At 61.3% G+C, this 18,256-nt stretch carries 20 protein-coding genes and 1 pseudogene; 5 read left to right on the forward strand and 16 right to left on the reverse strand.

Translation table 11 applies throughout. From position 1 onward, the window contains the following. The first annotated feature begins 127 nt into the window (after positions 1–127). Positions 128–397 (forward strand): DUF4242 domain-containing protein, encoded by a 270-nt coding sequence (locus tag AC3IP0_RS11360; RefSeq protein WP_489327420.1) that lies wholly within the window; start codon positions 128–130, stop codon positions 395–397. Positions 398–442: 45 nt separating this feature from the next. Then, the gene (locus AC3IP0_RS11365) at positions 443–1,255 is read left to right on the forward strand and encodes a class I SAM-dependent methyltransferase (protein ID WP_489319299.1); all 813 of its coding nucleotides are present in this window, start codon (positions 443–445) and stop codon (positions 1,253–1,255) included. 129 nt (positions 1,256–1,384) lie between these two features. Here the strand turns inward: AC3IP0_RS11365 and AC3IP0_RS11370 are convergent, their stop codons facing one another. Both AC3IP0_RS11370 and pcsA read right to left on the reverse strand, forming a co-directional pair. After that, positions 1,385–1,771 (reverse strand): DUF488 domain-containing protein, encoded by a 387-nt coding sequence (locus AC3IP0_RS11370; protein ID WP_489327422.1) that lies wholly within the window; start codon positions 1,769–1,771, stop codon positions 1,385–1,387. Positions 1,772–1,773: 2 nt separating this feature from the next. Continuing rightward, on the reverse strand, positions 1,774–2,496 hold the full coding sequence (pcsA, locus tag AC3IP0_RS11375; RefSeq protein ID WP_489327424.1) for a phosphatidylcholine synthase: 723 nt from the start codon (positions 2,494–2,496) through the stop codon (positions 1,774–1,776). A gap of 257 nt (positions 2,497–2,753) precedes the next feature. Between pcsA and AC3IP0_RS11380 the strand changes: the two genes are divergently transcribed. After that, the gene (locus AC3IP0_RS11380; protein WP_489327426.1) at positions 2,754–3,494 is read left to right on the forward strand and encodes a tellurite resistance TerB family protein; all 741 of its coding nucleotides are present in this window, start codon (positions 2,754–2,756) and stop codon (positions 3,492–3,494) included. Between the two features lie 102 nt (positions 3,495–3,596). On the opposite strand, the gene AC3IP0_RS11385 is transcribed toward AC3IP0_RS11380, so the two are convergent. From AC3IP0_RS11385 to potE, 8 genes are all read right to left on the reverse strand, one after another. Beyond that, the gene (locus AC3IP0_RS11385; RefSeq protein WP_489327428.1) at positions 3,597–4,271 is read right to left on the reverse strand and encodes a DUF3313 domain-containing protein; all 675 of its coding nucleotides are present in this window, start codon (positions 4,269–4,271) and stop codon (positions 3,597–3,599) included. Positions 4,272–4,321: 50 nt separating this feature from the next. Continuing rightward, entirely contained in the window at positions 4,322–5,590 is a 1,269-nt protein-coding gene (locus AC3IP0_RS11390) for an OmpP1/FadL family transporter (RefSeq protein ID WP_489319302.1), read from the reverse strand. Positions 5,591–5,658: 68 nt separating this feature from the next. Further along, a complete protein-coding gene (locus AC3IP0_RS11395; protein WP_489327430.1) occupies positions 5,659–7,272 on the reverse strand; it encodes an arylsulfatase in 1,614 nt (537 codons plus the stop codon). Positions 7,273–7,491: 219 nt separating this feature from the next. Further along, positions 7,492–7,770, reverse strand: a complete 279-nt coding sequence (locus AC3IP0_RS11400) for a DUF3303 domain-containing protein (protein ID WP_057398488.1) — start codon at positions 7,768–7,770, stop codon at positions 7,492–7,494. A 204-nt stretch (positions 7,771–7,974) separates the two neighbouring features. After that, the gene (locus AC3IP0_RS11405; RefSeq protein WP_489319304.1) at positions 7,975–8,514 is read right to left on the reverse strand and encodes an HD domain-containing protein; all 540 of its coding nucleotides are present in this window, start codon (positions 8,512–8,514) and stop codon (positions 7,975–7,977) included. Further along, the gene (locus tag AC3IP0_RS11410) at positions 8,514–8,915 is read right to left on the reverse strand and encodes a hypothetical protein (protein WP_008050481.1); all 402 of its coding nucleotides are present in this window, start codon (positions 8,913–8,915) and stop codon (positions 8,514–8,516) included. Before AC3IP0_RS11410 ends, AC3IP0_RS11405 begins: the two co-directional genes overlap by 1 nt. A gap of 182 nt (positions 8,916–9,097) precedes the next feature. Beyond that, positions 9,098–11,383: an Orn/Lys/Arg family decarboxylase gene (locus AC3IP0_RS11415; RefSeq protein ID WP_489319306.1), complete on the reverse strand. Its 2,286-nt coding sequence runs from the start codon at positions 11,381–11,383 to the stop codon at positions 9,098–9,100. Next, positions 11,380–12,789 (reverse strand): putrescine-ornithine antiporter, encoded by a 1,410-nt coding sequence (potE, locus tag AC3IP0_RS11420; RefSeq protein ID WP_489319307.1) that lies wholly within the window; start codon positions 12,787–12,789, stop codon positions 11,380–11,382. Before potE ends, AC3IP0_RS11415 begins: the two co-directional genes overlap by 4 nt. Positions 12,790–12,974: 185 nt before the next feature. On the opposite strand from potE, the gene AC3IP0_RS11425 reads away from it, so the two are divergent. Further along, on the forward strand, positions 12,975–13,304 hold the full coding sequence (locus AC3IP0_RS11425; protein ID WP_489319308.1) for a hypothetical protein: 330 nt from the start codon (positions 12,975–12,977) through the stop codon (positions 13,302–13,304). A 123-nt stretch (positions 13,305–13,427) separates the two neighbouring features. Next, a complete protein-coding gene (locus tag AC3IP0_RS11430) occupies positions 13,428–13,844 on the forward strand; it encodes an organic hydroperoxide resistance protein (protein WP_046040328.1) in 417 nt (138 codons plus the stop codon). 86 nt (positions 13,845–13,930) lie between these two features. On the opposite strand, the gene AC3IP0_RS11435 is transcribed toward AC3IP0_RS11430, so the two are convergent. The 6 genes and pseudogenes from AC3IP0_RS11435 to AC3IP0_RS11460 form a co-directional block, all read right to left on the reverse strand. Beyond that, the gene (locus tag AC3IP0_RS11435; protein WP_489319309.1) at positions 13,931–14,440 is read right to left on the reverse strand and encodes a copper chaperone PCu(A)C; all 510 of its coding nucleotides are present in this window, start codon (positions 14,438–14,440) and stop codon (positions 13,931–13,933) included. Position 14,441: 1 nt separating this feature from the next. Next, complete coding sequence (locus AC3IP0_RS11440; protein ID WP_056723114.1) at positions 14,442–15,047, reverse strand: SCO family protein; 606 nt, start codon at positions 15,045–15,047, stop codon at positions 14,442–14,444. A gap of 192 nt (positions 15,048–15,239) precedes the next feature. Next, entirely contained in the window at positions 15,240–16,124 is an 885-nt protein-coding gene (locus AC3IP0_RS11445; protein WP_489327433.1) for a ChaN family lipoprotein, read from the reverse strand. A gap of 51 nt (positions 16,125–16,175) precedes the next feature. Further along, positions 16,176–16,943, reverse strand: a complete 768-nt coding sequence (locus AC3IP0_RS11450) for a heme ABC transporter ATP-binding protein (RefSeq protein WP_489327435.1) — start codon at positions 16,941–16,943, stop codon at positions 16,176–16,178. Further along, entirely contained in the window at positions 16,943–17,926 is a 984-nt protein-coding gene (locus AC3IP0_RS11455; RefSeq protein WP_489327796.1) for a FecCD family ABC transporter permease, read from the reverse strand. Before AC3IP0_RS11455 ends, AC3IP0_RS11450 begins: the two co-directional genes overlap by 1 nt. Positions 17,927–18,095: 169 nt before the next feature. Then, positions 18,096–18,239: pseudogene (locus AC3IP0_RS11460) on the reverse strand (hemin-degrading factor); the annotation flags it as partial. Positions 18,240–18,256: the final 17 nt, after the last annotated feature.

Genomic DNA, 18,256 nt, shown 5'->3' on the forward strand with positions numbered 1-18,256 from the left:
GTGGAATCTCCGGACGATCGGGCAGGGATAGGCGACGATCGGACAGGACGCCAGTGCCCGTCAGGACGATAGTTTGATCACAGGGTGAGTGCCGCCCTGCCATCCACAACAATAAAGAGAGGTTGCCATGCCTAAGTTCGTCATCGAACGTGAGATCCAGGGCGCCGGAGGTCTGTCGGAAAGGGATTTGAAAGCCGCTTCGCTAAAGTCCTGCCAGGCGTTGCGTGAGTTGCCGGAGGTGCAGTGGCTGCAGAGCTATGTCACCGGTGACAAGCTCTACTGCGTGTACATCTCGCCGAACGAGGCGCAGATCCAGGAGCACGCCAGGATCAGTGGTTTTCCCGCCAATCGCATTTCCCAGGTCATGAACATCATTGATCCGACAACGGCGGAGTGAATGCCCGCCAGGCCCGATTCGTGTTTCAACCCAGAGACCGATTCCATGAGTACACCCATTGATCTGACTGCCCTGAAAAACCGCCAGATGGCCTCCTGGGCCAGCGGCGACTACGCCGTGATCGGCACCACCCTGCAGATCGTCGGCGAGCAACTGGCCGAAGCCTGCGACCTGTTGTGCGATGAACGCGTGCTCGACGTTGCCGCCGGAAACGGCAACGCAACCCTCGCGGCTGCCCGCCGTGGCTGCCAGGTGACGTCCACCGACTATGTCGCTGCCTTGCTCGAACGCGGTGAAGAACGGGCGAGGGCAGAACGCCTGAACGTCTCCTTCCAGGTCGCCGATGCCGAAGCCTTGCCCTTTGCCGACGGCAGTTTTGATGCCGTGCTGTCGACCTTCGGTGTGATGTTCACCCCGGACCAGCCCAAGGCCGCCGCGGAGCTGGCGCGGGTTTGTCGCCCGGGCGGGCGGATCGGTCTGGCCAACTGGACGCCGGAAGGATTCGTCGGCCAGATGTTCAAGACCCTGGGCCAGCACCTGCCACCCCCTCCGGGGGCCAATCCGCCCTCACGCTGGGGCAGCGAAGCCTGGCTGCACGAGCATTTCGACGAACGTGAATTCCTGCTCCAGGTGACGCGCCGCACGTTCAATTTCCGCTATCGCTCGGCGGCGCATTTCATCGACACCTTCCGCGAATGGTACGGGCCGGTGCACAAGGCCTTCGCCGCGCTGCCCGCGGACGGGTCCAAGGCACTGGAGAGAGACTTGAGCGAACTGATCAACCGGATGAACCGGGCGGGCGACAAGTCGCTGGTGGTGCCGAGTGAATATCTGGAGGTGGTGATCACGCGGCGTTGAGTGACCACAAGTCCAATGTGGGAGCGGGCTTGCTCGCGAAAGCGGTGTATCAGCCACAGCATCTTCGACTGAAAGACCGCTTTCGCGAGCAAGCCCGCTCCCACAGGGGTTGTGTGTTGGTCATGGTATCTAAATCACTACGGCACCACGGGCTTCCAGCAACTCGCGCAACACCGACCGATGACAATGCGCTTCATCCTCGCAATAACAGCCCACCGCCAGGGACGTCTGATGGGACAACGCGGCCAGCAGGTCCAGCAACTGACTGGCAGCGGGCTGGCTCATCTCCGCCTTGAACTTGCGCCGGAACACCTCCCAGGCCTTGGCATCTTGCGCAGCCTTGGCCTCGGCCACCAACTGCGCACTGGGCGACAGCAGCGGCTGCCAGACATCATAAAAGTCCCGACGGGCGAATTCGGCTTTCGGTACGCCACGGGGAGGGCGGCGTACCGTGCCCAGGCGCAAGCCTTCGTCGGGCCGACGGGGTGAACCGAGTTGAACGATATGGACCGCCATGACTATTTGAGCCCCGATTCGTCTAGCCACTCCAGCGCCGTGCGCCACAGGCAGATGCTCAGGAAGTACGCCGACATCAGCAGCCACAGCCCCATCACCAACGGATTGATCTGCGGATGGTTGAGCACCAGTGACAGGCTGCACAGCAACCAGATGGCCGTCACCGCAATGTTGATCGGCATGAACCGGCGCACGCGAAACGGGTGCAGGAACTTCATCCGGGTCACGGTCAGCAGGGCCAGGCCGATGACCGTGACGAAGGTGATCCACGGCGACGGGGCGATGATGTACAGGCACAGGGCGACCACGTTCCAGGCGGCGGGGAAACCCTGGAAGTAGTTGTCTGTGCTCTTCATGTTGACGTTGCAGAAGCAGAACAGCGACGACACCAGAATCAGCGACACGCTCAGCAGCAAGGTGTATTCCGGCAACGGGATGTAGCGATAGATGAACAGTGCCGGGATAAACACGTACGTCAGGTAGTCGATCACCAGGTCGAGGATCGAGCCATCGAAGCTCGGCAACACTGACTGCACGTTGACCTTGCGTGCCAGCGCACCGTCCAGTCCGTCGACGATCAGGGCGACACCCAGCCATAGCAGGCAATGGGTCGGCTGGTTTTCCAGCAGGGACAGGGTGGCGAGGAAAGCGGTGACCACGCCGGTGGCGGTAAAGCCATGGGCGCCCCATGCTTTGAGCCTGGCGATGTACAGGGTTGAAATCACGGGGGCGTTCTCCAGTGAATGAAGCAAGCCAGTTATCACCCCGCGTATGGGGCGGTGGCAAACCGGGTCGGGTTGCAGGTATCGACCGGGTATCCGGGAATAAGGTTCACCACCTATGAATCTTAGCTGCGCCGTAAAGAAATACCCCGGCGCAATCCGTGGTAGCGCGGGCGGGTCAGCCCAACGGTGCTGGCACATTCGCCTGCGGGGGCTATCGTTGCCTGACTGGATAAACGCCCTTCAAGAGGACAAACGTCATGAACACCAGCGATCTGCTCGAACAATTACTGCGCGCCGGCCAGGGCTCGATGGCGCAACAGGGTGGCGGCGGCGCGTCGGCCCAGGGCGGGCTCGGCGACCTGGGTGGATTGCTCGGCGGCTTGTTGGGCGGTGGTGCTGGTGCAAGTGGTGGCGGTGGTGGCGGTGGTGGCGCAGGGTTGGGCGGTTTGCTCGGTGGTTTGCTCGGCGGCGGTTCGCCGATGGGCGGTGCACCGCAAAGTCGTTCCGCTGGCGGCACCAATTATGCGGCGCTGGCGTCCCTGGGCATGATGGCGTTCCAGGCGTACCAAGCCTGGCAACGCAGCCAGGCGTCGGCCCCGCAAGAAGCGCCACGGACCGTGGACTTGCTGGCCGGCCCGGAGGCCGAGGAGCACAGCCATGCGATCCTGCGGGCATTGATTGCCGCGGCCAAGGCCGATGGCCGCATCGATGTCGCCGAGAAGCAGATGATCAGCACTGAAATCGGCCGTCACACCGACGATCCGCAATTGCAGCAATGGCTGGACGACGAGGTCGCCAAGCCACTGGATGCCTATGACGTCGCGCAGTCGGCCACTGACCCCGGCATGGCCTCGGAGATGTACCTGGCCAGTGTGATGCTGGTGGACGACCAGCAGGACGCCGAGCGCAACTATCTGGATGAACTGGCCGCCGCGTTGCAGATCGACCCGCAATTGCAATTGCGTCTGGAACAGCAGGCCAAGGGCGGTGCGGCCTAAATCGCCTTGGGCAGCAGAAACGTGGGGATGAAGGAGTGACCGCAAGAGTCAGGAAGGAACTCCATGTGGCGAGGGAGCAAGCTCCCTCGCCACAAGAGTGTGTTACTTGAGGAACGCCTGGAAGTCGGTACCCAGTTTGTCGATCGCCGCCTTGAAGTCCTTGGCGGTAATCTGCTGGCTTTCGTTTTTCAGTTCGGTGCCGAACACCTTGCGCACCACTTTGGCCACGGTCTGGTTGCTCTTGGCGTCGACGAACTCGGCTTCGATGAACAGGGTGGTTTCCTGGTCACGGTGACCGGTGGCGGCCTGTGTTGCCCCGACTACGGCCGCGATGGGAACCACTTCATACCACTTCATGCCTTCGTTCTCGGCGTTCACCCCGGTAATCGCCGCACGCATGATCAGGGGGCGGGAGCCCGCCGGTGCGGATGAGGAGTTGGACACGACGCGGTACTTCTGACCCAGGGAGGCCTTGGCCTTGTTGGTCATGTAGTTCTGAATGTCGGTCAGCGTCTGCTGGTTGACCCGCTCATCGGGTTTTGGCGCCGGGTAGAGCTCCAGTTTGTTGAACACCACGGTGTCATAGGCATTCGGGTTCCACGAAGGGCTGACCCAACGCATCGCGGTACCGCCGCTCGGCGTTTCCACTTCCTGCAGGTTGTTGTAGTTGGACAGGAAGCCTGAGTATTGCTCCTTCTCCGTCACTTTCGAGGTGCAACCGCCTAGCAGCAGACTGGCCAGCGTGGCGCCGACGAGCAGTTTTCGGGACAGATTCATAGTGGTGTTTACTCCTTGGAAGAAATCTTCGTTCTTTTGTTTACAAGACATCAAAATCGCCAGGTCATGTTCCCGCTCAAGGCTTGAATCCAGGCATTGTCGAATTGACCGGATACTCGATCGCCCGATACGGATTTGGTCTGCTCAACCGGCATGTCGCCGAGCCAGACCATGGCCCAACTGACGTTGACATCGGTGTCCTTGTTCAGAGCATAGGTGGCTCCTGTGGCAATACGCCAGGATTCGTTCATCGGCAACACCACACTGCGGTTGCTGTCCGAGACAGCGCTGCTGTCGTAGGCCACGCCGAAGTTCCACAACCACTGCTCGGTGGCCTGGTATTGCGCGCCAAGGGAGAGGTGCCAGGTGTCCTTGAAGCCGGCGTCGACCGTTTTCGATTGCGCTCCAAAAGCCGTGGTGTCGACCTCTACGGCGATGTCGCCGAACTCCGACCAGTCCTGCCAGTTGGCCGAGGCCAGCAGCGCCCATTGCCGGTCCAGTTGCTGGAACAGGCTCAGGGTGACGGTTTGCGGCACCTTTATGTCGAGATCGGTGTTGGTGTTATTGACTCTTTCGAGCAGGCGCCCGTCTCCCTTCACATCGAGCCGGTCCTCGAAGTCCAGGTCGACCTGGCTGGTGTAGGTCAGGCCGATACGCGTGCCGGGTTGCGGGGCGTAGATCACGCCCACGTTAGCGCCATAGCCCCAGGTGTTGTCCCTGTACTTGAATTGGCCGTCAGAGCGGTCGGTGAAGCCGAAAGGGGAGCGGTCGATGGCGGTGTCCGCCTTAAGCATGCCGTACATGGCCTTGATACCCAGACCGACCGACCACTGCTCGTTGAAGCGATACGCCACGCTGGGCACCAGCGACAGGCCAAGCAGGCTGGCGTTCTGCGCGAAGTAGCGGCCGGACCAGTCGTTGTCGTAATTGACCGCCAGGCCGAAGTCGCCGTACTGGCCGAAACCGACGCTCCAGTGCTCGTCCAGTTCATGGCTGATGAAGAAGCTGCCACCGGGGATCGGATCGAGGGCATTGCCACTGCCGCTGCCCGGGGTGTTGGTGCCGGCGTCGCGGTCGAAGCTCAGGTCGCCGTACAGGACCTGCAGGCCGGCGGTGATTTGCGTACCGGGTAGAAAGCTCATGCCCGCGGGGTTGCTGGCGATGGTCGAGGGGCCTTGGGCACGGGCGGCGGCACCGGCGTTGGCCAGGCCGGCGTTATCGGTGCCGATTTCATAGAGCATGATGCCACCGGCCCAGGCTTGCTGGCAGCACAGGGCAAGTAGCGCAGAGGCGGGCAGGGCAGCTGTTTTTATTGGCATTGAAATCCCTCGGCAATTGTCCATTTTGAATACGGGTGGACTGCATCAGCCACCCGTGGATTCGGCTGTTACTTGGCCATTTCTGCCCGAGCCGCGGCGATCTTGGCTTTAACCGAGTCGAGGTTGAAGCTCGCGCCTTTTTGCATCGGCGGGAATTCGATCGCCGTTTCTGCCAGTCTGGCCACCTGTTGCTGGACGAACACGAAACGCCAGAACTGGAACTTGAACCAGTCAAAGTACTGTTGCGAACCCTGCGCGGCCTGGTTTTCCGGCCAGCCCATGCGCTCGAATGGGTCGAGTCGAAGATTGGTCAGGATCGGCACGTCCACAGCAACTTTAGCCCCCATCCAGCCACCCGGTTGGTCAATGAAGCGATATTTGTAGTCGTCTATGCGCACCGCACCCAAGGAGCTTTCTCCGAAGTAGAAAACTTCATGTCGGTTCGACGGACCTTTTCCGGTGATCATTGGAGTTTGATCATAGCCGTCCAGATGAACTTTGTAGGTGGTATCGCCCAATTGTTTGCCTTTGAGCAGTTCGGCGGTGATGTTCGGGTTACCCGCCGCCGCGACCAGGGTCGGGAACCAGTCCATGCCGGACATGATGCCGTTGGCCACCTGGTTGGCCGGCACCTTGCCTGGCCAGCGAATGATCGCCGGCACCCGGAAGCCACCTTCCATGACCGTGCCTTTGCCCATGGCGAACGGCGTCGTGCCGCCATCGGGCCAGGTGAAGTTTTCCGCCCCATTGTCGGTGGTGAAAATGACGATGGTGTTGTCGTCCATGCCGTCTTTCTTCAGCTTCGCCAGGACGTCGCCAACGATGTCATCGAGCTGCGCCATGCCGGCTTCCTGTTCCGACCAGCCATTCTGCGAGTTGCGCATGGCTTCGTACTTGTCGGACAGGTGCGTGACGATGTGCATGCGGGTCGGATTGAGCCAGACGAAGAACGGTTTGTTGTCCTGCTTGGCCTTGTCGATGAACGAGAAGGCCTTGTCGCGAATCTCCTCGTCGACGGTTTTCATCCGCTCCGGATAGAGCGTGCCGGCGTCTTCGATTTTCTGCTTGCCCACCTTGCCCCAGCGCGGCATCACGGTCGTGTCATCGGTGGTGGAGGCCCAGCTGTGGACCATGTTGCGTGGGCCGACACTGTCCAGCAGCTCCTTCGGATAATTGGGGTGCGCCGGATCTTCCATGGCATCGAGGTGATAGAGGTAACCGAAGAATTCGTCGAAACCGTGGACGGTGGGCAGGAACTGGTTGAGGTCACCCAAGTGGTTCTTGCCGAACTGGCCGGTGGCATAACCCATGGCCTTGAGTGCGGTGGCGATGGTGACGGCTTCGGCGGGAATCCCCACGGGCGAGCCGGCCTGGCCGACGGTGGTCATGCCCGTACGGATTGGCAGTTCGCCGGTGATGAAGTTGGCGCGGCCGGCGGTGCAACTGGCTTCGGCGTAATAGTCGGTGAAACGCATGCCTTCATTCGCCAGTTGGTCGAGGTTGGGGGTTCTGCCGGCCATCATGCCCTGGTTGTAGACTCCGATATTCGACCAGCCGATATCGTCGCCCATGATCACCAGGATGTTGGGGGCCTTGTCGGCCGCCAGGGTCTGGCCGGGAAACGCCATTGCAGACAGCAACAGGGGTATCGCAAACATCGAGGAGAAGGTTGTCCGGTTCATGTCGAGCTCCTGCGCACTAGCGTGAGTACATCGAGACGAGCCCCCAACCGCCGTTGAAATGCGTTATCCCCCGCGATGAGCGTAGGTTTGAATTGCGAAATATCCAGTAATGAATAGCCAGAAAGTTAGTGTTTCAGGCACGTTGCACCAAAATGGCGTTCCGGCAAAGCAGCCGCTCAAGTCGGGCGGCGAGCGATACTCGCCGCCCTCCCTTCGTCATTACCGGTCGGCAGTGGCCGCCAGCAATGGTGCGATTTGCTCATCGGTCAATGCGGCATGCACGTCCATGCTCATCAGGTCGTTCCACTCCAGCACCCATTTCTGAATCGGCACCAAATCACTCGCCTCGGCAATGCCGAAACCGGCCGAGCTCCCTACAGCATGCCAGCGCCCGTGCATGGTGACGCCTGCGGGCGGTGCGCCACCGGTCTTGAGAAAACGTGCGATTGCGGCATCACGGTTGTCCGGGCTGATTGTCCAGCTGACGATGAATAACATCGGCCACCTCCTGTTGCACATTGGCACCTGTTGTCTGCGCGTACCTGGCTGGCGCCGGGGCCGTGGCCACGCTTGGGTTTCCAGTTCCGTCCTGGCTGGCTTGCGGCAAAATCTCCCAAGGAAGGCATAGCAGTGCCCCGCGATTCATGTATGACCGCCGATCCTGTTCCGGTGCATTTTCGAGGGGGGTAACAGGTGCCTGTTTCACCAGCGCAACATGGGCAGCGGGCGCCGTGGCGAGCGGAGCAATTGCCGGGCTGAAAGCTTCATCAGCATCGCGTGGAAACCGTGATCGGGAAAGGTCGCCTGCACGGTTTTGATGAAGCTGCGGGGCAAGCCGAAACGCACCAGGCCCAGGGACACGTCCACCAGGTCGGCCTGGCGGAAGGGTTCGACACTGTCGGCGTAGGCGCCGCGATACCGGCGCAGCTTGTGATGCTCAAGTATCAGCGCGCTGACTTCATCCTTCAGTTCCGCTCGTTGCTGGTTGTCGAGGTACTCGGTGGCCAGGGCAATGGACGGCGGCAGGTAGTCGAGGGTGTCATCGGTCCAGATACCCAGGTCGTGAAACGCCGCAGCGATTTGTACGGCGTCCGGGGGCAGGCCTTCGGCACCGCACAGGGCACCATGGAAATTCAGCACCCGGTAAATGTGGTTGCGGTAGCCCTGCAGGTCGGCCCCGATGGCCAGGGCGAACGAGGTGAGAATCTCGTCGGTGAGGGGGAATTCGAGAAGAGGTTTCATCAGGCGTCACGCAACAGGTCGTTGGCATTGAGCAGTTCGTAGGCGATCTCCGGGCGCTTTTCCATGGCCCGGCGGATGGCGGCGGGGATGTTGGCGCGGGTCTTGCGGCACAGCCCCGGCAGTTCGCCAATCTGGATGCCGATGCCGCGCATGGTGCGCACTTCGTTGAAACCGGGGGCGATGTCCACACGGATGCCCAACTGTTCGAGCATACGCCGTTGCAGGTGCTCCAGATCGCTCAGGCTCTGCAGGTTCTCCAGGCGTTCGATCAGGCGTTTTTCTTCGTTGCGGGTCAGAAACAGAATGCGCAGGTCCGCCCCTGGTGTTTCCAGCAACGGGTCACGCCCGCAGTCGCAGGCGCCGGGCGGGCAGGGTGAGCGGATCGCAGCGGTGGTGGTCATGGGGATCAATCATAGAGCGCTGTGATTGAGTTTGCCCATAGGGATTTGGTGTGAAGGCGATCTAAAAATGTGGGAGCGGGCTTGCTCGCGAAGGCGTCCTGTCAATCGACAATTGCGTCGACTGATACTACGACTTCGCGAGCAAGCCCGCTCCCACAGGGGGAGCGGTGAATCTGCGTGACTTATTTCAGTACCAGCATCCGATAAACGCCATCTTCGACTTCGATCCCGTGGGTGTCATGGGTGAAGCCGGGGAAGGATTTGTCGAAGGCTTCCAGTGCCTTGAGATACGCCAGCAACGGACCGTCCGCAGGCCCTGCGTTCTCACCCGGCATGAGCAGCGGGATGCCGGGTGGATACGGCACGATACCGGTCGCGGCAAGACGCCCGGCGGCTTCGTTGAGCGTCACCAGCTCGATGTCGTTGCGCACCAGTTTTTCGTAGGCCTCCACCGGGCTGAACTCGGCTTTTGGCAGGGTGCCGAAGGCCTGGGACATGTTGGCGGTGGTCTTGTGTTTCTTCATGGCGGCGAAGATTTCGTCGGCCAGATCCTTCAGGCCCATGCCGGCATAGCGATGCTGGTTGGCGTTGTACAGGTCGGGCAGGCACAGCTCGAGCTCGGCGTTGTCGTCGTAGTCACGCTTGAAGTCGAGCAGGGCGTTGAGCAGCGTGCCCCACTTGCCTTTGGTGATGCCGATGGAGAACAGGAACAGGATGGTGAAGTCGGTGGTTTTCTCGACCACGATACCCTGGCGGCCCAGGTACGCCGTGACCACACAAGCGGGGATACCGGAGGCGAGCAGGCTGCCGTCGTCGCCCATACCCGGGCTGAGCACCGAGACCTTGATCGGGTCGAGCATGCAGTAGCCGTCTTCGATGTCGCCGAAACCGTGCCATACCGCGTTCGGGTGCAGGACCCAGCAGTTCGGGTCGGTTTTCAGCGTAGCCGGGTCGACCTCATGGAACGGCACGGCCGCTGCGCCAACCTGTACGGTCGGCGGCTGCCAGCAGGTGAAGAACCAGTCGTCCTTGCCCAGCATCTCGTTGTGCATGCGCGAGAGAACCTGGCGGAAGCTGATGGCTTCTTCAATCGACTCGTTGGTGAGTATCTGCCCACTCGGTGCTTCCATCATCGCCGAGCTGACGTCGCAGGACGCCATGATCGCGTAGTTCGGCGAGGTCGAGGCGTGCATCATGTACGACTCGTTGAAGCGCGCATGTTCGATCGGGTTACGCCCGTTACGCACGTGGATCATCGAGGCCTGGGACAGGGCGGCCAGCAACTTGTGGGTCGACTGGGTGGCGAACACGGTTGGCTTGGACTTGTCGTGATCGGCCGGGTTGCCGTGCATGGCATGGCGTCCGCTGTACAGCGGGTTGAAGCGCGCATAACCGTACCAGGCTTCGTCGAAGTGCAGACGGTCCACGCTTTCGCCCAGCAGCTCTTCGACGCGGGTGACGTTGTAGGTCAGGCCGTCGTAGGTGGAGTTGGTGATAATGGCGTGCACCGGCGTCGGGTCGATGCCTTCCTTGACCAGCGGGTTGTTGGCGATGGCGGCTTTCACGCCTTCGGCGCTCAGGGTCTGCGGCAGGATCGGGCCGATGATGCCGTAGCGGTTGCGGGTCGGCACCAGGTAGGTCGGAATCGCCCCGGACAGGGTCATCGCGTGCTCGGCGGACTTGTGGCAATTGCGGTCGCACAGGGCTATCTGGTTGCGCGTGACGCTGGCCATGAGGATGACGCGGTTGGACATCGACGAGCCGTTGGTCACGTAGTACGTGCGGTGGGCGCCGAAGACCTTGGCGGCATAGCGTTCGCCCTGGCCGATAGGGCCGCTGTGATCGAGCAGCGAACCGAGTTCGCCAACCGAGATCGACAGGTCGGAACGCAGCAGGTTCTCCCCGAAGAACTCGTAGAAGGCCCGGCCTGCGGTGCTTTTCAGGAACGCGGTGCCGCCGGCATGGCCGGGGGTGTGCCACGAGTATTCATAGTTGCGGGCAAACTTCACCAGCGCGCCGAACATCGGCGGCAGGGCGGCCTGGCGATAGCGTTCGATGGCCGCCAGGATGCGCCCGCTGAGGAAGCGGGAGGTGTCCTCGGGCAGCCAGATGAAGTCGTCGGCGTGTTGCATGACCAGCAACGGAATGCTCGACGCGGTGGTACGGTCACTGATCAGGAACACCGGCACCCGCGTGTTGCGCTCACGCAGCTTGACCAGCAATTTGGTGCAGTCGGCGTGGCCTTCGCTGGTGTCCATTTCCCAGCGGATGAGCACGCATTGAATGGCAGGGTCCGAGCGCAGGATCGAGGCGGCATCGGTGAGGCTTTCCGAGGCCAGTACGCTGACACCACGTCCCTCTACGTCGTGGACCAGTTGATCCAGGGCGCGGCCAAACACCGTTCGCTTGTCCGGGGGGCTGCTGACCAGTAGCGCCAGCATGCCCAGCGAGTGTTTATATTCCGTCATGCTTGAGCCTCCATAGTGGCTTTATTCAGATTGTTCACCGGCACTGGCTCGCCAGTGAGGTGCTGCGCGCTGACGGTTTGCGTCGGTACGCTGTTGTTGAGTGCTTCGAGGCGGATCAGGCGGTTGTTGACGAAGCCGAACAGGGTGTAACCAAAGATCGTGGCCACGCCGCCAAGCATCAGGGCCTGCTCACCGGAACTGTACAGCGCCAGGTAGCTGTAGGCCGCCGCGATCAGGGCAATGACGTTGGTGGCCAGTGCCTTGCCTTCCGGCACGTTGGAGACTTTCTGCATGGTCATCAGCGCGGCCATGGACAGGATGTAAGGCACCAGGTTGGTCACCACCGCGAGGTTGACCAGGGTATCGAATTGCTTGCTCAAGTCGGGGCTGATGGTGAGCAGGGCCAGTGCGGTCTGTGCGGCGAGCAGTACCATCATGCCGACAATCGGGGTGCCCGCCTTGTTGGCCTTGGCGAAGATCGACAGGAAGTAACCGGTGTCCGCCGAGCTTTTGTACACCTGGGCGATCGTGAACTGCCAACCCAGCAACGAACCGATGCAGGCGAGCACCATGGCCGCCATCACGATGTCGCCGACCATCGGGGTGAACATCTTGGCGAACACCAGGCCGAACGGGGCGGTGGATGCGACCAGTTCTTCGTTGCCGACGATACCGAAGATGACGTTGGTGGAGACGATGTAGATCACCGCTGCACCCAGGGTGCCGCCCAGTACTGCAATCGGTACGTTGCGCTCAGGGTTTTCCACCGCGTCGGTGTTGGCGCAAGCCGATTCCAGGCCGAGGAAGGCCCACAGGGTAATTGCCACCGAGGCGCCTGCCGCTTCGAACCAGCCCTTGTCGTGGGGATTCCAGCCAGCGGCGTAAACGCTGCTGTCGAACCAGAACCAGCCCACCGTGGATACCAGCACCACCGGTGCAATCACACCCCAGACCGTGATCGCGCCGATCCGGCCAGTAATGCTGGCGCCGCCAAAGTTGGCGAAGGTGGTGATCCACAACAGGGCAATAGTGGCCAGGCCTACTTGCAGCGAATCAAGTTTTATCCCGAACAACACCTGGATATAGCCGACCGCGGTAATACTGATCGCCACGTTGGCAATCAACAGCGAGAGACCGTAGGTGTAGTTGGTGATGTAGTTACCTGCTTTACCGAACGTGTACTCGGCATAACCGCCCATGCCGCCGGTCTTGCGGCTGAGCATCCCGCATCGCGCAAAGGCGTAGGCCAGAGCGAGGGAACCGGTGGCAGTCACCAGCCAGGAGAGGATCGAAATCGCACCGACTTCCGCGAGTTTCGTCGGTAGCAGCACAATGCCGGAGCCCAACATGTTGACGGCGGTCAACATTGTCAGTTGCCCCACACTCATTTTCTTTGCGACTGACATTCCGTTGCCTCACTTAGTTGGCGATTGAGAACCTTAGCTATAGCAAAGGTTTGAAATCTCGCAAGAAATTGACGACCCCCCCATCCCGCTTTTTCATTTATTTGCAGAAAAGGCAGGATGCTGGCCCCCAAGTTTCAAAGTTCTCTTCAAAATTACTTGGTTTTCAATTGGTTAGATAGGTCGAAATGCGCAAGATATGGATCGCATTAATCCCGCTAATAGTTGCGGGTATAGCCAACTCGGCTCAAGCAAAAGAACTGGCCGCCAATGATCAGTACATGTGTAGTTGGGGCGCGGGCACCGCTGCAAGGGCACAAGAACTCAAGCTTTCAGGCGTTTCCTTGTATGCCGCCCGCCAGAAAATCCAGATCTACAAGTTCGCCAAGTCCTGGATGCGCATGATGGCTCTTGGCATTACAGAGCAAACTTATGACAGTCCGTCGCGATTCAAGCCGACTGCTGTACGCCAGAGCTTTTATGAGGACTGCGTCAGGTACAAGTTGGCGCGTAAATAAAGAACAAGCGGGCGCCGGTCGGATTGACCGCGGTGTGGGGCTGCGACGTCTATATTGATTGACCATCCCAGCGACCCGATGGGGTGTAGAACCGGTTTCTTACAACTCAATCAGGAGGTCACCATGAGCCAGATCGATAAAGTGTTGTACACCGCCCAAACCCACACCACCGGCGGGCGCGACGGCGCGTCCCGCAGCTCCGACGGGATCCTCGACGTGAAGCTTTCGTCCCCGGGCGCGGGCGGTGGCGGTACTAACCCCGAGCAACTGTTCGCTGCCGGGTGGTCAGCCTGTTTCATCGGCGCCATGCAGGTTGCGGCCAGGGAAATGAAAGTGGCACTGCCCAAGGATGTGGCCGTCGATGCCGAGGTTGATTTGGGCACCAATGAAGGCGGCTATCTGCTGCAGGCGCGGCTCAATGTCAGCCTGCCGGGGCTGGACCGTGAAACCGCACAGAAAATCGTCGACACCGGGCACCAGTACTGCCCGTACTCGAAAGCCACGCGCAACAACATCAACGTCGTGCTCAAGCTCGTTTGAGTTGACGTGAAAAGGTCCTGATCAAAAAAAGATCGCAGTCTGCGGCAGGCTGCGATCTTTTTTTGTGTTGCGATTCTACGAAAAAATCAATTCATCTTGCTGTGGTCATGCATCATCTTGCTGTGGTCCATGGTGCCGATCGCCTTGGTAACGGCTTCAACCTGTATCGACTCTTTTTCGCCCTTGGCGTCTTCCACGATCAGGGTCAGTGGCACCTTGTCGCCTTCCTTGATCTGGGCCGTCAGGTTCATGAGCATGATGTGGTAGCCATTGGGATCGAAGCTCACCGCTTTGCCGGCCGGCAGCACAACGGACTGCACTTGCTGCATTTTCATCACGTCGTCTTTCATGCTCATTTCATGAATCTGCACCAGCTTGGCAACGGGCGTTTGCACGCTCAGCAACTTGCTGTCGCTGCTGGCGGTGACGGTCATGAAGGCGCCGCTCGACGGCTGGCCGGCCACGGTGGCGCGGACCCAGGCGTCGTCGACCCGGGTTTGTGCCGATACCTGAAGGGCCAGGCCGACCAGGGACAGGCCCAGTGCCAGTTGCTTGCAGCGTTGCACGAAGCGGTTTTTAGCCTGCGGGGCATTCATTTCAGCAAACCTCCATCACGGTGAGCAGGTCTTCTGCGCACTCTTTGGCCGTCAGGGACGCGGACAGTCCCAGGCGCAGATTGCCCCGGGAGTCGAAGACATAGCTGGTCGCGGTATGGGAGAGGGTATAGGTATCGCCGCTCGGGACCTTTTCAAAGAACACGCCGAATTCCTTGGCGGTGGCGGCGGTTTCTTCAAGCGTGCCGTACAGGGCTTCGAAACTCGGATCGAAAGCCTTGACGTACTTGTCGAGCAACTCTGGCGTGTCGCGTTCAGGGTCCAGGGTGATGAAGACCACCTGAAGCCTTTCGCCATCGCGGCCCATCAATTTCTTGGCTTGGGCGGCGCGGGCCAGGGTGGTCGGGCACACGGCCGGGCACTGGGTGAAACCGAAGAACACCATCGGCATCAGACCGCGATAGCTGCCCAGCATCCTGGTTTCGCCCTCAGGGTTCTTGAGCTTGAAGTTACGCCCCATGATCTTGTCGCTGAGGTCCTTGCCGTAGTTGAACGACAGCTTGCTGCTGTCGTCGCAACCGGCGAGCAGGCCCAGGCTCAACAGGCCCATGCCTTGCAGGACAGTCCGGCGGGTATACAAAGTACTCATGAAAAAAAGCATCCTGTTGAACAGGCTGAAATGACAGCGTGATGACTGTACAGACGAAAAAATCGCGGGGATGTTAACAAACTGTGCCGGTGCCGGAGGGGCGGATACGACCATTGGACCGGCGCAGAGGCGTGACATAGTGTCGCGCCGCCAGGGCAAAAGTGCTCCCTCGCCACAATGTCGCGCTTAAGTTCAGCGACGCAGCTTCGCGCAATGATCCTGTTGCAGTTGCGCGGCGGTGTACCAGACATAATCCGCACTCTCGGCAGTCACGGTCTTGCCCGCTTCGGCCAGGATCAGCACCGCATTCCCTTCACCGGCACCGAGGTCCTTCAGGTGCAGCGGCACCCCCAGATCCTTGCGCACATGGAAGGCGCCGGCCAGCAGCAGCGCAGGCGTCGGCGCGGCCATCAGGCGTTCGGCCATGCGCCGGTCACGTTGCTGCTGCACGGCGAGCATGGCCGGCATCTGCGCTTCGGGCAGCAGGCCACAATGGGATTCGCGGATGTCGTCCAGCAAGGTCGCCTGCACCTGTGGGGTGGTGGACGCTTGCCCCGTGAGTAGCGGGCGCTGTTTGTAGATCTGAATGATCTGCGCGCGGTCCAGGTTCGCCGCCAGCAGCGGATACGGTTGCCGCAACGCGTAAGTGACGAGTGCGCCATAAACACTCCAGTCCCAATTGGCCTGCCAGGCCAGCGCCTTGAACGCATCGGCCGGTGGCTGGCCCGCGCGGGTCGCGGTTTGCACGGCATCGACCCTGGCCTGTTGATCGGGATTGAGCATCTCCATCAGCAGGCTGCCCTGGGCGCGTTGTGCCGCCAGTTCGCGCAGCAGCCACAATTGCAGGGCGTGGTGGTCCGGGTTGTCGTGCTGTTCACCGACCAGAACACGCGGCGCGGCGGCCAGGCGTTCGACCAGTTCTTGCGGCGTCAGCGTACGGCCAGTGGCGAGTTCGCGGATGACCCCGAGGTCGGTGTGATCACGGCCTTGCGGGGCGATCGGCGCCGGCAGTGGTGTGACCTGATGGGTTTGGCAGGCAGCCAACAGGCTGAATGCACAGAGCAACACAAAGCGCATCGGTTTTCCTTTTTGGACAGTTGCCCCTCGATGACAGAGGAGGGGGCGGTATCAGCGCGCGATGATCAACGGGTGGCCACGTTCCGGGTGTTGGTGAATCAGCACTTCCAGCCCATACACCGCCGCCAGCGCGTCGGCGGTCAGCACCTCTGCCGGTGGACCGTAGGCGTGGGGCAGGCCCTGTTGCAACAACAGTAGTTGATCGCAGTAACGTGCGGCCAGGTTGAGGTCGTGCAGGATCACCAGCACGGCGGCACCACGCTCGGCGAAGTCGCGCACGGCTTGCAAAATGGTGTGCTGGTGCAGCGGATCGAGCATTGACGTCGGTTCATCGAGCAGCAGGGTTTGCCCTTCGGCCCCGGGCCAGAGCTGAGCGAGCACCCGCGCCAGATGCACGCGCTGGCGTTCACCGCCGGACAGGGCCAGGTAGCTGCGTCCGGCAAGATGAAGGGCGTCGGCGGCTTTGAGCGCCTCGGCGACGATTTCGGCATCACGCACGCGGCCGCTGGCGTGGGGCAAACGACCCATGCCGACGACTTCATTGACCGAAAACGCAAAGTTCAGGCTCGAACTCTGCGGCAGCACGGCCAGGCGTTTGGCCCGCTCCTGACCCGGCCAGTCGGCGAGTGGACGCTCGTCGAGGCTGACCCTGCCTTCGCTGGTCGCCAGGTCGCCGCATAAAGCGGAGAGCAGGGTGCTTTTGCCGGCGCCATTCGGCCCGAGCACACCCAGCACTTCACCGGGGCGCAACTCGATATCGATGTTCGCCAGTACCGTGCGCTTGCCACGACGTACCAGCAAGTTGTTTGCCCGCAGCATCAGGAACGCCCTCGCACCAACAGATATAGAAAGAACGGAGCGCCGATCAGTGCGGTCACGATGCCGATGGGCAATTCGGCCGGCGCCAACAGCAGGCGCGCCGCCAGATCGGCCAGTAACAGCAGGCTCGCACCGGCCAGCAACGACGCGGGCAGCAACACCCGGTGATCCGGACCGACCAGCAGGCGCATCAGATGCGGAACCACCAGGCCGATAAAACCGATCAGGCCGGCCGCCGCGACGGCCGCGCCGACGCCGAGTGCCGTGCACAACACCAGCTCAAGCTTGATCCGCTCGATGTCGAAGCCCAGGTGACGGGCCTCCGACTCACCCAGCAGCATGGCATTGAGCGCCGCCGACCGACGGGGCAACCACAACGCCACGCCCAGGGTGACGATCAGCAATGGCCACAAGCGCGGGTAACTGGCACCGTTGAGGCTGCCCAGGTTCCAGAACGTCAGGGTACGCAAGGTCGCGTCATCAGCCAGGTAGGTGAACAGACCAACCCCGGCACCGGCCATGGCCGTCATCGCCACACCCGCCAAGAGCATGGTGGCAACGTCAGTTTGCCCGTTGCGGCGACCGAAGCGATACACCACCGCCGTGACGATCAAGCCACCGGCGAAGGCGCTCACCGACAGCAGATAAGGTTCGATCGCCGGCGGCAAGCCACCGAGCAGGCTGCCGCCGACAATGGCCAGGGCGGCACCGAGTGCCGCACCGCCGGAAACACCGACCAGACCCGGATCGGCCAAGGGGTTGCGGAACAACCCCTGCATCGCCACGCCGGACAACGCCAGTACCGAACCCACGGCGATGCCGAGCAGACTGCGCGGCAGGCGAATCTGCCCGAGGATCAGCTCCGCCTGTTGCGTGTCACCACCGTCAAGTGGCAACCCGAGCAGACGCATCCCGGCCAGCAAGGTATCGCCCAGCGGCAGGCTGACCGGCCCGAGGGCCAGGGACAGCCAGAACACCAGCACCAGCAACAGCAGTAAAAAGATCAACGTCGGACGCGGCCGAAAAATGGCCGTCATTGGTTGATCCCGGCGGTCTGCGCTGTGGTGTCCGGGGAGAACGCCGTGGCACAGGCCAGCAGTGTTTTGGTACGCATCGGGACTATTCCTTAGCCGATCAGAGGGGAGGGGGGCGGGCATCGAAACCTTCGTAGCGGGTGATGATGCCATCGACGCCCGGCTTACGCACACGCCACGGTTCGGTCACGCCAGTGGTATTCACCTGCAGGTTGAACATTGGATCGAGCGCATTGAACCAGGTGTCCGTCCAGCGCCGATTGCGCAGCACCTCCGATC

This window comes from Pseudomonas sp. GL_103 (assembly GCF_057835175.1).